This is a genomic window from Psychroserpens citreus (assembly GCF_055686305.1).
Window position 1 is genome coordinate 484,153 of the sequence record NZ_CM145999.1, and the last position, 16,628, is coordinate 500,780.

At 34.4% G+C, this 16,628-nt stretch carries 16 protein-coding genes; 6 read left to right on the forward strand and 10 right to left on the reverse strand.

Annotated elements, in window-relative coordinates:
• Nucleotides 1–111: 111 nt before the first annotated feature.
• The 3 genes from nosZ to ACTU6T_RS02320 are packed head-to-tail and all read right to left on the reverse strand — an operon-like array spanning nucleotide 112 to nucleotide 3,197.
• Nucleotides 112–2,082 carry a Sec-dependent nitrous-oxide reductase gene (gene nosZ / locus ACTU6T_RS02310; protein WP_460219651.1) on the reverse strand — a complete coding sequence of 657 codons (1,971 nt, stop codon included), beginning with the start codon at nucleotides 2,080–2,082 and terminating at the stop codon, nucleotides 112–114.
• A gap of 27 nt (nucleotides 2,083–2,109) precedes the next feature.
• A complete protein-coding gene (locus ACTU6T_RS02315; protein WP_460219652.1) occupies nucleotides 2,110–2,685 on the reverse strand; it encodes a fasciclin domain-containing protein in 576 nt (191 codons plus the stop codon).
• 11 nt (nucleotides 2,686–2,696) lie between these two features.
• Nucleotides 2,697–3,197: a c-type cytochrome gene (locus tag ACTU6T_RS02320; protein WP_460219653.1), complete on the reverse strand. Its 501-nt coding sequence runs from the start codon at nucleotides 3,195–3,197 to the stop codon at nucleotides 2,697–2,699.
• Between the two features lie 200 nt (nucleotides 3,198–3,397).
• On the opposite strand from ACTU6T_RS02320, the gene ACTU6T_RS02325 reads away from it, so the two are divergent.
• Complete coding sequence (locus ACTU6T_RS02325) at nucleotides 3,398–6,610, forward strand: WD40/YVTN/BNR-like repeat-containing protein (RefSeq protein WP_460219654.1); 3,213 nt, start codon at nucleotides 3,398–3,400, stop codon at nucleotides 6,608–6,610.
• 94 nt (nucleotides 6,611–6,704) lie between these two features.
• Here the strand turns inward: ACTU6T_RS02325 and ACTU6T_RS02330 are convergent, their stop codons facing one another.
• Nucleotides 6,705–7,526 carry a universal stress protein gene (locus ACTU6T_RS02330; RefSeq protein WP_460219655.1) on the reverse strand — a complete coding sequence of 274 codons (822 nt, stop codon included), beginning with the start codon at nucleotides 7,524–7,526 and terminating at the stop codon, nucleotides 6,705–6,707.
• Nucleotides 7,527–7,577: 51 nt separating this feature from the next.
• Entirely contained in the window at nucleotides 7,578–8,942 is a 1,365-nt protein-coding gene (hemN, locus tag ACTU6T_RS02335; RefSeq protein ID WP_460219656.1) for an oxygen-independent coproporphyrinogen III oxidase, read from the reverse strand.
• A 149-nt stretch (nucleotides 8,943–9,091) separates the two neighbouring features.
• Between hemN and ACTU6T_RS02340 the strand changes: the two genes are divergently transcribed.
• The 3 genes from ACTU6T_RS02340 to ACTU6T_RS02350 all read left to right on the forward strand — a co-directional run bounded on the left by ACTU6T_RS02340 (nucleotide 9,092) and on the right by ACTU6T_RS02350 (nucleotide 11,576).
• Nucleotides 9,092–9,721 (forward strand): superoxide dismutase family protein, encoded by a 630-nt coding sequence (locus ACTU6T_RS02340; protein WP_460219657.1) that lies wholly within the window; start codon nucleotides 9,092–9,094, stop codon nucleotides 9,719–9,721.
• Nucleotides 9,722–9,981: 260 nt separating this feature from the next.
• Entirely contained in the window at nucleotides 9,982–10,332 is a 351-nt protein-coding gene (locus ACTU6T_RS02345) for a hypothetical protein (protein ID WP_460219658.1), read from the forward strand.
• Nucleotides 10,333–10,388: 56 nt separating this feature from the next.
• A complete protein-coding gene (locus ACTU6T_RS02350; RefSeq protein ID WP_460219659.1) occupies nucleotides 10,389–11,576 on the forward strand; it encodes an LETM1-related biofilm-associated protein in 1,188 nt (395 codons plus the stop codon).
• Between the two features lie 2 nt (nucleotides 11,577–11,578).
• Here ACTU6T_RS02350 and ACTU6T_RS02355 read toward each other — a convergent pair whose 3' ends face one another.
• Nucleotides 11,579–13,207, reverse strand: coding sequence for a lipocalin-like domain-containing protein (locus tag ACTU6T_RS02355; RefSeq protein ID WP_460219660.1), 1,629 nt, complete (start codon nucleotides 13,205–13,207; stop codon nucleotides 11,579–11,581).
• 151 nt (nucleotides 13,208–13,358) lie between these two features.
• On the opposite strand from ACTU6T_RS02355, the gene ACTU6T_RS02360 reads away from it, so the two are divergent.
• Entirely contained in the window at nucleotides 13,359–14,381 is a 1,023-nt protein-coding gene (locus ACTU6T_RS02360) for a hypothetical protein (RefSeq protein WP_460219661.1), read from the forward strand.
• Between the two features lie 4 nt (nucleotides 14,382–14,385).
• A complete protein-coding gene (locus ACTU6T_RS02365) occupies nucleotides 14,386–14,835 on the forward strand; it encodes a J domain-containing protein (protein ID WP_460219662.1) in 450 nt (149 codons plus the stop codon).
• On the opposite strand, the gene ACTU6T_RS02370 is transcribed toward ACTU6T_RS02365, so the two are convergent.
• The 4 genes from ACTU6T_RS02370 to ACTU6T_RS02385 are packed head-to-tail and all read right to left on the reverse strand — an operon-like array spanning nucleotide 14,832 to nucleotide 16,623.
• The gene (locus tag ACTU6T_RS02370; protein WP_460219663.1) at nucleotides 14,832–15,587 is read right to left on the reverse strand and encodes a LytR/AlgR family response regulator transcription factor; all 756 of its coding nucleotides are present in this window, start codon (nucleotides 15,585–15,587) and stop codon (nucleotides 14,832–14,834) included. The genes ACTU6T_RS02365 and ACTU6T_RS02370 overlap by 4 nt on opposite strands.
• Before the next feature lie 32 nt (nucleotides 15,588–15,619).
• The gene (locus tag ACTU6T_RS02375) at nucleotides 15,620–15,946 is read right to left on the reverse strand and encodes a 2TM domain-containing protein (protein ID WP_460219664.1); all 327 of its coding nucleotides are present in this window, start codon (nucleotides 15,944–15,946) and stop codon (nucleotides 15,620–15,622) included.
• Between the two features lie 21 nt (nucleotides 15,947–15,967).
• Entirely contained in the window at nucleotides 15,968–16,282 is a 315-nt protein-coding gene (locus ACTU6T_RS02380; RefSeq protein WP_460219665.1) for a 2TM domain-containing protein, read from the reverse strand.
• Nucleotides 16,282–16,623 (reverse strand): 2TM domain-containing protein, encoded by a 342-nt coding sequence (locus ACTU6T_RS02385; protein WP_460219666.1) that lies wholly within the window; start codon nucleotides 16,621–16,623, stop codon nucleotides 16,282–16,284. Before ACTU6T_RS02385 ends, ACTU6T_RS02380 begins: the two co-directional genes overlap by 1 nt.
• Nucleotides 16,624–16,628: the final 5 nt, after the last annotated feature.

The following is a 16,628-nucleotide window of genomic DNA, read 5'->3' on the forward strand; positions in this document are numbered from 1 at the left end:
GTATGAGAATTAGTGATTTTATAGTGTTTTAAAAGAAAGGCGAGAGCGAAAAGTTAACCCTCGCCTTTGTCATAGGGAAATAAACACTAAAACAAAATTCCCCTAAATTGTTTATTCAATATCTTCTCCTAAAGACCATTTTAATGGTGTATTAGAATTTGCAGGAGAGACTCTAACATAACCTTGCATTTCTTGATGAAGTGCCGAACAGAAATCTGTACAGTAAAATGGCCAAACGCCAACTTGTTTTGGTTCCCAAAGGAAGGTTTCAGTTTGTCCTGGCATGATTAACAATTCAGATGTATTGGCTCCAATCATACTTACACCATGCGGCACATCATAATCTTGTTCTAAATTGGTAATATGGAAATAGACCTTATCTCCTACTTTAATGCCTTCAATATTATCTGGAGAAAAGTGACTTCTAATTGTAGTCATATAGACATGAACAACATTGCCTTCTCTCACCACTTTTGTGTCCATTTCACTTTTAGCAACGTATGGATGTTTGTTATCTTCCAGATTAAAAATCTTTTTAGAACGCGGTTTTATTAAATCGGCAGGACAACCAGCAGCATAATGTGGTTCGCCTATTGTTGGGAAATCTAATAACAATTCCATTTTATCACCTGAAATATCATAAAGTTGAGCCGATTGAGTCACCTCAGGACCTGTTGGCAAATAACGATCCTTAGTAATTTTATTCATGGCAACGACATATTTTCCCCAAGGCTTTTGCGAGTTACCTCCAGGAATCATTAAGTGACCAACAGAATAGTAACAAGGTTGTCTATCCAAAACTTCCCATGTTCCGACTTTCCATTTTACAACTTCAGAATAAATAAAGAAGGTAGTATACGCATTTCCTTTACCATCAAATTCAGTATGCAGAGGTCCTAAACCTGGTTGTTCTACAACACCTGCCAATACATCTTCAAAGTTTAAGATTGGAATGCCATAAGCATCACCTGCAAACTTTTCGTTCTCGATAGCATCTAACATTTTAGTAAATGAGTGTACAGTTAAATTTGCAGATAATTTACCATTACCAACAATATATTCTCCTGTAGGGTCCACATCACAACCATGAGGTGATTTTGGAGTTGGCAATAAATAAACGGCTCCAGGAACATCTAACGGATTAACAGTTAGTACTTCTTTTTTCATGGTAGATGTTGCCATATGTGTAGACTCATCGTAGACATTATGTGCATAATTGGTAGCCATTTTTGTTCCACCACCATTATTGACATACTCTTCAATTTTCTTCCAATTCACAGCTGCAATAAAATCTTTATCATTTTGTGAAGCATTCACTTCCATAAGTGTACTTGCCTCTTCAGAATTATACGTTGAGAAGAAGAACCATCCATGAGAAGCTCCTCGTCCTGGATGCGCTAAGTCATAATCAAATCCAGGCATGATTAACTGAAATTTGATATCCATGTGACCATGTTCTGGTTCAACAGAGATAAACGTCAATGATCCTTTAAAGTTTCCTTTGTAATCCTTTATTGGCATATCTTTCTGAGGAATAGGTACTGAAAAACGGGTTCCAGCTACTACATACTCACTGTTTTCTGTAACAAAAGATGAACTGTGATTACCAGCACTATTAGGCACTTCTATAATTTCAGTTGTTTCAAAAGTTGACAAATCAATTTTAGCAATTCTTGGAGTATTATTTCCGTTAATAAACACCCAACGTCCATCAACAACACCATTAGTTTGAGAAATGTCTGGGTGATGGGCATCATCCCAAGGCACAAATCCGTGAGATGTATTTAGCATGGGCTTGGTTTCCTCATTATATCCATAGGCTTTTTCAGCATCTTGAGAAAATACAGGGATTACCTTAAAAAGTCTCCCTGAAGGCAAACCATATACTGATAATTGCCCGCTAAATCCTCCAGATATAAACGCATAAAACTCATCATGCTCTCCAGGAGCAACATATACTTTTTCGGCAACATTACTTGCCAACGCACCAGATGTATTATCTGATGATTTTGAATTATTACAGCTCGTATAGATACCAAATACAAATACAAGAGCAATAGTTAATTTTAATAAATTCTTCATGTGTACTTAAATTAGATTAGTGTTTTTTTAGTCTTCGGTTGGTGGCAATAATACTTTGTCAATTACGTGTACAATGCCATTACCTGCTTTTACACTTCCTAGTATTTTTGCACCACCAATTATAGGCTCTCCATCTACTACTTTTACATTAACGTATTGATTATTAGCTTGACCAAGTTTCTTAAACTTCTTTAAAAAGTCTTTAGAATAATTTCCAGGAGTCACATGATACTTTAAGATATTTGCTAAAGCATCTTTATTTTCTGGTTGTAATAAATTTTCAACAGTTCCTTCAGGTAAAGCTGCAAAAGCATCATTAGTTGGTGCAAACACCATCAATGGTCCAGCATTTACTAACGCATTTTCTAGTTGTGCTGCTTGAACGGCAGCAACCAATGTAGAATGGTCTTTAGATCCTATTGCAATACTCAATACTGTCGTACTTCCATCATCTTTGATAAATGCTTGACCAGTTCTTTCTGTAGGTTCCTTATCAGCTTGGGTAACTGTAGAGTTCGATGTTACTTCTTTGTTTTCATTTTTACATGAGCAAACAAAAACAGCTAATGTAAAAACTAAAACGAGTGTTTTGGCTATTCTCATAATTTATAGTGTTATAGTGTTCTGAAATATTCTAGTACAGATTTTGCCTCTGCTTCTGTTAAGTTTTGGTTCGCCATAGGAGATCCATTAAACTCAATCAATAATTCTTTAGCAAGAGGATCATTTTTCACCATTCCTTCTGGATCTAGAATCATATTCATAATCCACTCAGGTGAACGACGTTCTAATAATCCTTTTGGAGCTGGTCCAATAAACTTCTTGTTGGGTCTATGGCAGGCAGTACACATTTTCTTAAAAACCTCAGCACCTTCAGCCGCCATTTTTTGATCGATTTCAGGGTTTAGGGTCAAAGAAGTAATTGGGCCAACTCCTTTATTTGCTAAATCTACCTTTTTAGACGCTGGTGTCCCACTTTTTTTTGGTGTTTCAACTTTAGCAGGAGCTTCTTTCTTACCATAAGAAATTTTCTCTTTTTCTTTCTCTTCTTTGCCTCCACAACTTATAAGCAGTGTTACAAATAATACCATCATTAGTTTTAGTGTTGTCTTCATATTGCGTTAATTTATTTCACAAATTTAGAGACTAAAACTGCCAAAAATTATGACATTTATCATATTTCGGATAAATTTATCCTAATTAAATTAGCAGCAGTTTCTAATACCTAAATTTGTTAAAATATCATTAATACAATCTTGATGTTTTATATAGACCTGGTGTTTGCTTATCTTTAGAGCAGCTAAACCAAAAACAAATGAAAAAATCTCTATTTCTGACGCTATTTATAGCGTCGCTTTCTTTATTTGCACAGGACATATCTCTTGATTTATTAAAAACCATGACACCTAGAAATATTGGACCAGCAGGAATGTCTGGACGTGTTACTGCTATAGATGCTGTACATTCCAATCCAGATATTATGTATGTTGGTACAGCCTCTGGTGGTTTATGGAAAAGTGAATCTGGCGGAATTACTTGGACACCAATTTTTGATGATCAAGTTACTGCCTCGATTGGGGCTGTTGCTATTCAACAGTCAAACCCAAGCGTAATCTGGGTTGGAACAGGTGAAGGAAATCCAAGAAATAGTTTAAATGGTGGTTTTGGCATTTTTAAATCACTAGATGGCGGCAAAAGTTGGAAAGCTATGGGTCTTGAAAACACAAGACATATTCATCGCGTCATTATCGATCCTACAAATCCAGATGTTGTGTATGTTGGCGCTATTGGTTCGCCTTGGGGTGAACATCCAGAACGAGGCGTATTTAAAACCACTGATGGCGGACTTACATGGAACAAAATATTATATGCAAATGATACAACAGGAGCAGCAGATTTAGTAATGGATCCAACCAATCCGAACAAATTAATCGCTGCAATGTGGGAGCATAAACGTGATCCATGGTTCTTCAACTCTGGTGGAGAAGGTTCAGGATTACATATCACCTATGATGGTGGTGACACTTGGAAAAAAGTTACAGATAAAGACGGATTTCCTGAAGGAAATTTAGGTCGTATTGGAGTGGCCATCGCGCCTAACAAACCAAACATTATCTATGCGCTGGTAGAAGCTAAGAAAAATGCGCTTTATAAAAGTGAAGATGGTGGTTTCAATTGGCAGAAAATCAATGATAAAAACGATATCGGAAACCGACCTTTTTATTATTCTGAAATCTATGTAGACCCGCAGAACGAAAATAGAATATACTCTATTTATACCTATGTTAATGTTTCGGAAGATGGTGGAAAAAACTTTACACAATTAATGCCTGCTTATGGAGTTAGTAATGGTGTTCATCCAGATCATCATGCTTGGTGGATTCATCCAAAGAATGGAAACTTTATGATTGATGGAAATGATGGTGGTATGAATATTACCAAAGATGGTGGTAAATCATGGCGCTTTATTGGAAATTTACCAGTGGCTCAATTCTATCATATTAATGTAGATAATGAAATTCCATACAATGTTTATGGAGGCATGCAGGACAATGGTTCTTGGAGAGGTCCATCCTATACATGGAGAGTACAAGGGATTCGTAATAGTTATTGGCAAGAAATAAGCTTTGGTGATGGCTTTGACGTGGTTCCTGACAGAGACGACTCACGTTATGGTTGGTCTATGAGTCAACAAGGTTATGTGAGTCGTTACGATTGGGAAACGGGTAACAATTATTTAGTGAGACCTACACATCCAGATCCAGACATTAGATTGCGTTTTAACTGGAACTCTGCTATAAATATAGACCCGTTTAATAATAGTACAATTTACTTCGGAAGTCAATTTGTACATAAATCGACAGATAAAGGAGATACTTGGACAATTATTTCTCCCGATTTAACCACCAATAATCCAGAAAAACAAAAGCAATCCGAAAGCGGTGGATTAACCATGGATGCAACTGGAGCAGAAAATCATACCACTATATTAGTTATTGAGCCTTCAGAACTTGAACGTGATATGCTTTGGGTAGGAACCGATGATGGAAAGGTACATTACACAACAGATGGTGGCAACACTTGGAACGATGTCACCAAAAATATCAAAGGACTTCCTGATGGAAGTTGGATTGCTCAAATCAAAGCTTCAAACAAAAACAAAGGAGAAGCCTTATTAATAGCTAACGATTATAGACGTTTTAATTACACACCTTATGCCTACAGAACTAAAGATTACGGTAAAACATGGACTCGTATTGTAGATAATAATGATGTACAAAGTTATACCTTATCCATTGTAGAAGACCCTGTAGAATCTAACTTGTTATTTTTAGGAACAGATGACGGACTTTATATTTCATTTGATGCAGGAAATTCATGGACCAAATGGACCAATGGTTTCCCAACAGTTTCTGTCAAGGATTTAGTTATTCATCAAAGAGAACACGATTTAATTATTGGGACCTTTGGAAGAGCAGCTTGGGTATTAGATGATATTCGTCCATTACGTGCCATAGCTAAGAATAAACAAATCATCAATAATAAACTCAAATTATTTGATCCTCCCGTGGTGTATCAAGCCGCATATCAACAACCTACAGGGAGTCGATTTGGAGCAGATGCCATGTATCATGGTGAAAATAGAGGTTATGGAGCTAGGCTTTCTTATTTTGTAAAAATTGAGGAGAAGAAAAAAGCTTTAGATGACAAAAAAGACCAAAAGACAGATGAGAAAATAGACGATTCTGAAATCAAAGAGACTAAGATAAAATGGGATTCTCTTTATCTCAATATTTATGATGGTGATCGTTTAATTAGAACTCTAAAACAAAAAGCACCGGATTCAACTGGCGTATACAAATGGACATGGTTTATGGACGAAGCTGGTGTAGATTATCCATCAAAACGCATCAGAAAACGTACCAGAGAGCCTAGTGGTATTGGTGTTAAACCTGGAAATTACAAAGCTGTTATGAGCTTTGGAGATCAGTCTTCAGAAGTTATGGTTACTGTAAAATTAGATCCAAGAATTAAAGCCTCAATGGCAAATATTAATCAAGTTTACGATCATTACAAATCAATAGAGTCCATGCAGCAAACTGCTGCAGATGCCGTGAAGCAATTGGTAGAAAACAAAACGATTGCCAAAGAGTACCAATCGCTATTGAAAAAATTAGACAAAGACAAATACAAGGATGATATCAAAGCCTCTGGCGACATTGTTAAAAGCATTGATAGTATTGTCAATAAATTCTTAGGCAAAGAAGACAAACGCCAAGGGATTACTAGAAACCCAGAAGTTACTGTGATGCAACGTTTAAATTTAGCTAAAAGTTATGTTGGTAGCCGACAAAATGGTATCTCGTCTACAGAAACAACATTGATTAACAATGCGAAAGTAGCTTTGGAAGAAGTTCTTAACGAGACCAATACCTTTTTTAATGATACTTGGGCACCATATCGCTCAAAAATGGAAGCCCTACAAACCAACCCATTTAAAGATATTAAAGCATTTAAATTAGATTAATCTCTTTAATGTAGCATCATAAAAAATAAAAAAGCTTGAGCAAATGCTCAAGCTTTTCCCGTTTTAGTTAAAGGAGTCTAATAACTAACTAAAACTATATTTTAAATGTCATCACAGGTAATGTCGCATGATTTGCCACATCTTCAGAAACACTGCCTGTAAAAAAATGTGCTAAGCCTTTTCTTCCGTGAGTAGGAACTGCAATCAAATCAGCACCTAATAAGTTAGACGCGTTGAGAATTCCTTTTTCAATTGTATAATCAGACGTGTAATGTACATCATTCAGCTTATCTAAATTACCATCAGCTTTATTAAGAAAACTTACAACATTAGCTTCCATTTCCGAAGAACTCTTAAAGCCTTCTCCTGGCACATTAACATGAATTAATTTAATGTTATCAAACAATTGACGTGCCCTAATATAAGGCTCAACCATTTGCTCTGAAAAATCACTAGCAAAGGTGACGGTATCAAATTTCAAATTTTCAGGTTTTTGCTTTACAACTAATACAGGAAGTTCTGAGTATCGCACAACTTTCTCTGTATTTGAACCTACAAAAATTTCAGATAAGCCACTGGTTCCATGTGACCCCATAACAATCATATCTGCGTCATGTTCTTCAGCAACTTCAGCGACTTCACTAAATACTTTGAAGTGCTTTACAATTGGAGTGACATTCACACCCTCTAAATAGTCTTTTGACAAGAATTCGTCAAATTTTCTTTCGGCTAATTTCAAGAAGAATACCATCTTCTCATTATGCTCATTGCTAGAATCTGTCACACGTCCTCTATCAATTTCTAGCATGTGTAACACGAGTAATTCGGCGTTGTTTCGTTTTGCTAAAATCGCAGCGGTTTCTAATGCGTATTCAGAATATTCAGAAAAATCTATTGGTACAATTATCTTATTCATAATAAAATGTTTTAGTGTTTGTTATATTATTTAAATGTGTGGTTTCATGACTTAAACTGTCATTGAAAACAATTTTGTTTGCGGTTGGTTACGCTGGAGCAACACATCAAAAACCATACATACGTTTCTTACAAAAGGCTGCCCTTTTTGTGTTATTTTAAGACCTTCTTTTTCAAATGCAACTAAGCCATCCTCCTCCATTTCACGTAATTTGAAGACGATATCTTTTAAAGCTTCAATATATAATGATTGATCGGCCCAACTGGTTTCAAAATGACACATTAAATTTAAAATGTGCTGTCTTACGATAAGATCTTCATCACTTAGAATGTGTCCTCTATATACAGGAATAATATCTTGGTTTACTAAATGGTAATACTCCTCAATCCCTTTAACATTTTGAGAGAAACCATACCAGCTATCACTTATAGAAGAAACTCCTAAACCAATCATCGCTTGGGTTTTAGAAGCTGTATAACCCATAAAGTTTCGATGTAAGCTATTAGAATTCATCGCTTGATACAAAGCATCAGTTTTTAAAGAAAAATGATCCATTCCAATTTCATGATATCCTGCTGCACTCAACAAATCCTTTCCTAATTCATACTGAGCACGTTTAGAATCACCAGAAGGCAAATCGGAATCCTTATAACCGCGTTGTCCATTACCTTTCAGCCATGGTACATGAGCATAGCTATAAAATGCGATCCTATCTGGCATTAATGCTTTAGTAAGCTCAACCGTTTTTGCTACATGAGCTTCGGTTTGAAATGGCAGGCCAAAAATAATGTCATGGCCAATAGAGGTATATCCAATAGTTCTTGCTGCTAAGGTCGCAGCTTTAACATTTTCAAAAGGCTGCACGCGATTGATCGCTTTTTGAACGGTGTCGTTATAATCCTGAACTCCAAAACTCACACGCGTAAAACCCAAATCAAATAAAGTTTGTAGATGCGCTTTAGTGGTATTATTAGGATGCCCTTCAAAACTAAACTCATAATCTTCGGCTAAATGTGCTTTTCGCAAAATGCCTTTTATAAGGACCTCTAAATTTTCTGGAGAAAAAAATGTTGGAGTTCCTCCACCTAAATGAAGCTCTTTTATTTTTGGACGACCAGTTAACAATTCACAGTACAAACTCCACTCTTTGAGAACTGCCTTTATGTATGGTTCTTCGACATCATGACGTTTTGTAATACGTTTATTACAACCGCAAAAGGTGCACATACTCTCACAAAATGGTAAGTGAATATACAGGCTAATACCTTCTGAACTATTACTTTCATTAAAGGATAAGGACAATGACGTTTTCCATTTTTTAAGTGAAAAAGACGCGTTGTCCCAATACGGAACAGTTGGATAACTTGTATAACGAGGGCCAGCCACATTATACTTATTGACTAATGAATTGCACATACCTAAACAATTATATTTAAGTCAAAATTACAGCCATTACATGAGACAAAATATGACATAAATCATGTCCTGAAAATAAATTGAAAAATTTTCTTACGATTTAAATATTGATTATCTTTCAACATTAAATAACACTTAAAACAAAACCCATGAAACGTTCGATATTATACATTAGCATTTTAGTATTAGGCTTGACATTCTCTTGTAAATCTGATAAAAAAGAAGCCACTCCGAAGGTAACTGATACCGAAACCACAGACACCAAATCTACTGAGAAAGCCAGTGAACGTCCTACTGCCAATGACGAACCAGCCTACTATGCCGACAAGAAAAAAATAACTGTTGCGCTAGAGTCTAAAAGTAATAGTAATGTAACAGGAAATATCGTATTTACTCAAGATCAAGGTGTGGTGACTATGATTGCTGTATTAGGAGGATTAACAGAAGGCACTCATGCTATACATATTCATGAAAAGGCAGATTGCACTTCTGACGATGGTAAATCTTCAGGAGGTCACTGGAACCCAACAGGACAACCTCACGGCAAATGGGGAGCTGAAGCGGGTTATCACAAAGGTGATATTGGAAATTTAACAGCAGACGCTAATGGTCATGCTACCATCACAAAAATTACAGACGAATGGTGTATTGGCTGTGGAGATGAGACCAAAGACATTGTTGGAAAAGCGATTATCGTACACCAAGGTGTTGATGATTTTACCTCGCAACCTTCTGGAGCAGCAGGAAGTCGTGTTAGCTGTGGTGGCATTATAGAATAAGCAAAATACCACATAAATATAGACAAAACGCCAAACGAAAGTCTGGCGTTTTTTATTATAAAAATACGTAGTTTCTACGTAAATTTTGTATTTGGTTTTTTTGTAGTTTTAGGAAAGAAATCAGTACTTTATACATCTAATATAGAGACACTTAAACCTATAAAATTTGTTTGAGTCGAACTAGTTAGCAACAGTACGCTAAGGTTTTTGAATTATAAATACATAGAATGGTCATTTAATTTTAAAACTCAATAAAAACCATGAAGAAAGTCATATACATTATTCTAATGAGCTTATTAATTCTAGTCTTACTAGCTAAAATCTCAAATTGGTTTTTTAGATATGCTCCAGAAACCAATGATATCATCAACACTGCTATGTATAGCCTTATAGGAATATGCTATATCATAGGTGCCTTTACTTGGAATAAGACATGGATTAAAAGTATTCTCTTACTCTCAGGTATTTATCTTATTGTCATGAATTTTGTTGCAGATTTTGATATAAAATCAATCATTGGAATTATCTGTATGCTTACTCCTATTTTAATTGGGAAGTTCTTTCTTAAAGCCGATGATGATTTTGATGAAGAAGAGCTCATTGAGAATTAAAACCCAATTTATACCAGATAAAAATTTAAATTTGTGAAGATTAAAACATTGAAGTCATGAACCCATCTGCGAGTGGTTGGATTGAAAAATTCTGTTCACAATTGTCAAAAAAAGGCATCCCTTTTGAGCACTATAGCGACCTTTATAGTAGCTTAAAGGATTATGGGTTTATCTATGGAGTTAATGTCTCCATAACAGATAATATTGAACAGATTCATAATTACTCTGAAGACGAGTTGGCAAAAGTCAATTTAATTACAGGCTTATATCAGGTGTACTATTTTAAAAACAACAACTTTTCAAAAAAGGAGTTCATTACAGATTTATTACGATTTTATAAAGCACTTGAAGTATCAGATTTATCACTTTGGGACAAACTGGTTATTGGCAAAAGTGAAACCTCAATGCTGGAACGCCTCATTCATGATCGAGTAAAAATTGATGATAATGTTTTAACCAGAAATTTTAACAAATCGATCACCAATTCATTGTTATTTGCTGATATACTTACATTCCAAGCATTTTTAGTAGAAGACATCGAACCTAAATCTTATGCTGCAAAACTTGAAAGCATCATTATAGGAACATTATACCAATCGCTAAATTCTAAAAGTAAGATTAGTGATTATGATAAAGAAATTATAGACATTTTTGAATCTTCAACAGCTTTTTTAGATAATAGCGATATTGACATTGAAGACCTTATTTTCGATATTGATTATGACATCAAGTATAATGAAAAGAAATATCTTTTAGATTTGATGTGCCTTTCGGTTTGGGATGATGAAATCTTAGAAAAATCGGAATATCAATTCTTAAAACAATTGGCAAAGCAATTAGACCTAGATGCTTCCGAAATACATGATTCTATTTTATGTGTTTCTAAATTTCATGATGCTCATAAAAAAGAGGTGATGTTGTTTTTACAAACAAACCCAATGGGAAACTTCTATGAAAATTCATCACAATTGGTAAACAAGCTTATTCGACGTAATAGTAAACGTTTGGTCAAAGAAATGCGTCAAAGTAAAGATTTGATGTTATTGATTTCAAAATCTACTCATACCGATTTGAGTAAAGAAGAGCAAAAACAGATGCAAGATCAACTGTTGGATATGCTAAAAACTATACCAAGTTTGGCTATTTTCATGTTACCAGGAGGTGCTATTTTATTACCACTTTTCGCAAAATTAATTCCTAATTTATTGCCTTCTGCTTTTGATGACAATCGTATCGAAGACTAAATTTATTGTTTTACAAACTTTAGGTTTATTTGGCCATTATACGAACTTGAAGTTCCTTTTTCAGCCCTAAGTTGCACCACATAAACTCCAGAATTTAGATCGTTTGTTGCAATAGCAATTGTATTGGTGTTTAATATTTCCGAAGTAAACACTACACGTCCACTTATATCTACAACCGAATAACTTCCATTAATTACATCATTTAATTGAATCGTAAAAGTATGACTTACTGGGTTTGGAAACACTACTTTTATGGAATTCATTGTCAAGGTATCTAACGATAAGGTGGTCGTTGAAGCCACATCACTAATAACTGTATTATTTAATACACCATCAATAGAATATGCTGAAATTCTAAACCATATAGAGTCTCCGTCTGAAATTGTAGGATTATTCCAGAGATAAGACGTATCTGTTAAACCTGACGCAATCGTAGTAAAAGTCGATTGGTTATCGATACTATATGCAACATCATAAAAAATTTGACGACCATCATCGGGATTATTTAACTCCCAAGTAATTGGCAAACTCGTATCATAGACTCCAGAATTTGGTGTAGTAATTGTAATATCTGGATGTTGATAATCGTGTAATAATTCTGTAAAACCAATTCCCGTTACTGCTAAACCATTTACTGTACCTGTAATTGAGGTTGCGCCTTCAAAAAAACGAAATGGCAAGCTTACTTCGGTATTATCGTGCAAGGTAGTAATTGTAAGATCTAGGTCATTGATTACGGATGTTAATCGCCATTGTTTAGAATAGCAACGCTCTCCATCTGGCATGCAATTATAAGCTAAACGTTCAATTTGAAAATCGGCGGTTGTATATTGTGTAGTTTCATCAACATAAGCTGACAAAATTTTGTATGCTTCGGTATTAGGGATTAATCGATCTGCAGTAAAAATATTCCACATATTAAGATCCATTCCATTAGACAATTGCATACTAAACCATTCATATTTTTCACCTGTTAAAGGGTTAAAGTCTCCATATTGTCTATCAATCCACCCTGTACCAATTACAGATTCGGTTGTTCCACCAAAAGTTATCGATCCAGTTATGGCATTAGACGTTTGTGAATAATAGTAGGTATAGTTACTTAATCCTTGATTTAAAAACCCATCATCGCCAAGAATAAGTGGCCGTTTTAAGGTTTCAAACATAATATCTAAGCCAGCACTAGAGGTCAATGCAAACAGTTCATATTCAAATGGAATTGGTGTATTGGCCCCATCTACAGCATTACGCCAATATTCTGTACCTGCTAAAAACACATCAGCTTCAATATCAAAACCAGACGTTGATAAAGTTGTATAGTTTAAAGGTTTTACATCCTGATAAAAAGTTCCTGTATCATCATCGGTAATATTCAAAATTCTGAAACCATCAAAACCAGACTGTGGATAGTGAAAAAACGTATACATAAAGCTATAACTCTTCCCTGAGGTTTGCCCAACAAGATGCCCTGAACTATACCACCACTCTATAGGTTCAGCAGTATGCCTGCCTTCATCTAAAGGAAAGGCAATTTGACCACTTGGATTATAGGGATAGGTTTTCCAATCTTGCGCAAAAGTGAGTGTACCAATAGCACACATCAAAACTAAAAACTTATATTTTAGTGACATAACTAAATTTTTGTAATCGAAAACTAAAGTTTTGATTAGCCATAAACAAATAAATCTGCTCAGTTACAGTTTTTAAAGAATTAACTGCCAAAAAACGTAACATTTTGGGTTAAATTGCGTCCTATAGACGATTAAATAAAGTGGATACATTATGACTAAAACTATGACACTGAAGCAAAACGCCATCGTTTTTTTAATTCCTTTAGCACTGATATTGAGTTTAGTTTTTCTTTTAAATTCAAATCTATATCTAGCCAATCAAAATCAACTCTCCACATTTATTACAATAGATTTTATCATCACCATTCCTTTGATTTATTTTTTATTGATTCGGAAACGAAATATTTCAAACCTCACTGTAGCGCCTTTCTTAATTGCTTCAGTAGTTATTGCATCTTATGTCATTCCTACAGAGCATCAAAACTTACTTAGTATAGCTAAAACTTGGTTAATACCAATTGTGGAAATAAGCGTGTTAACCTTAGTTATACTGAAGGTACGGAAAGCTGTAAATACCTATAAAGCAGTTGCAACCCAGCATCATGATTTTTACAGTACTTTGGTTGAAACTTGCAATTCTTTATTCCCAAAAATAGCGGCAAAACTTGTAGCTAACGAAATTGCTTTATTTTATTATGGTTTTTTTAATTTCAAAAAAATCGCATTGAAAAACAACGAATTTTCCAATTTTAAAGGTTCTGGAATCTTGTCTACTCTTGGAGCATTTATTTTTGTAGTTGGCATTGAAATGATTACAGTTCATGTTCTTGTAGCAAAATGGAATATCATAGTTGCTTGGGTATTAACTATTTTAAGTTTTTACTCAGCCTTACAATTAATTGGCATCATTAGATCGGTTCCTAAACGTCCGATAGTGATTGATACTAATCATCTGGTATTACAATTTGGAATGTTAAGCAACACGACAATTGCTTATAATACTATTGAAAGTGTACAATTTGCAAAGTCATCAGATTTTGATAAAAACAAAGGCACAAAAACACTGTCACTTTTAGGTGAACTAGAGCAGAGTAACATAATGATACATTTAAAAACGCCTCAGCAGTTACATTATCTTTATGGAAAACCAAAATCTTATACTAAACTACTATTATTTGTAGATAATCATCAAGAATTCAAATCACTGGTAGACCATCATCTTTCAAACTTATGACATCATGCAATTACATAATTATTACCAATTATTACATGTAGACCAATCGGCTGATTTGGATACCATCAAAAAAGCATTTAGAACAGAAATTGCTTTATACCATCCAGATAATAATAAATCTGAAGGTGCCAGAACACGATTTGAGATGCTCGTTGAAGGTTTTGAGATTTTATCGAATCAAAAAAAGCGAGACGCTTATGATAAAATGTTAGGCAATGCTAAGTCCAACACACCTGTAATTATCAAACCTAAAGCAGAAGAACAGTATAAAGAATGGAAAAAAGAGTCTCGAAAAAAGTCTAAAGATTACTGGAATACATCACTTACCGATTTACTACTTTTAGATATTTTTCTTGAAGCTGGGTTTAGCGGTTTATTTACTGGTGCAGGCGACTTTCTAGGTGATATTGGAGATTCTTTAGGAGATGTTGGTGATATCTTCGATATTTTTTAACTCAACCATTGTTTAAAATCTTTAACACGTTCTCTAGCTACAATTACATCTTGTTCTTTAAACGTATTTAGTTTAATCTGTAGTCTTGAATTTGTATAGCTTACCATATCGTTTATAGCGTTGACATTAACAAAAAACTTTCGGCTAATTCTAAAAAACTTATGAGGTTCAAGTTCTTCCTCAAGTTGTTCTAAGGTGGTATCTAGCAAATAGTTTCTGCCTTCAGACGTATAGGCATAAGTTCCTTTATTTTCACTGTAGAAACACTCAATATCATCTATATTTATAAGTTTTAAATGCTGGCCTACTTTTACCGAAAAGCGCTTTTTATATTCGCGTTCAATAGGGTTTACCAACAACTTTTTAATATCATTAAAATCTAAAGTCACCGACTGTTGTTGTGGCGTACGTTCTTTGTATTTTGTTACCGCTTTAGCGAGATCATCTTCATCAATAGGTTTTAATAAATAGTCTATACTATTAAGTTTAAAAGCTTGAAGTGCATATTCATCATAAGCAGTAGTGAATATAACTGCCGAGTTAATATCTATGATCTCAAAAATTTCGAAAGATAATCCATCACTTAACTGAATATCTAAAAATATTAAGTCGGGATGCTCATTGTTTTTAAACCATTCTAGAGACGTTTCAACAGAATGCAACATAGTTTGCGTTTCCATATTAAGTTCGGTTAACATGCGCTGTAATCGTCTAGCTGAAGGCTTTTCGTCTTCTATAATAATAACATTCATTGCTTATTTTTTTTCAAACTTTATACTAAGTGTTATTCCCAAAATGTTGTTTCCACTACCTCTTCCTCTTCATGCAAAAGTTTCTCGATTTTTTTATCTTCCCAGCTTTTCTTAAATAGAAAACGGCCTTTAAACACAGACCATCCATGGATTATAATAAATAAGGTCCATAATACCAATACAGAAACATTTAACGCTGTGATATTGTTTGTATATGGGCCCTCTTCTATAATATAGAAATTGTAGGAGATAAGCGCAACAACAATAACATAAAATACTAGATGTATGTAAAATATTTTTATTTTGTGAACTCTATCTTTCGCTTTTAAGTGTCTTTTTTCGTCTTGACTTAATTTCATACTTATAAAAACTTAAGTTAATCATTCCCAATGCTGATGCTCTTCTTCCATATACTTTTTAATCCTACGGGCTTCCCAACCTTTACCAAAAATTATATTTGGCAAAAATACTGAGGCCGTATGAATAAGTAAAATTAGCCCCCAAATGGATAGACTAATAAAGTTATGCCATTGAAAAAAACTTTCACCATCATCTAAGCTTCGATAATTTATAGCAGCACTTATGGTATTAATAATGATGAAAATCATTACATGAAAATAATACCCTTTGAGTCGTTTTACGCGTTTTGCAGCAAGCTCATAACGCTCCTGATTTATTGAATGTTTTGCTTCCATTATTCCCAATATTTATTGTCTTTATCCATCATCTCCTTTATTTTACGCTCTTCCCAATTTTTGCCAAACAAAAAGTCGGGACCAAATACACCAAGGAAATGAAAAAATAGTCCGATGCCCCAAAAGAAGGCTGTTGCAAATGTACCAAAGCTCCAAAACCGCCCTCCATTAATTACAATCATACTTATGATAAAAATATTAATAATGATATATGAAGCGAGGTGCCAATAAAATCCCATGAGTGCTTTTACTTTTTTCTGTGCTCTCAAATAAGCTTCTTCTCTTCCAAAAGTGTTTCTAGCTGATCTTTGCTTGTCGTAAGGTTCTATACTTTTTTCCATTGTTT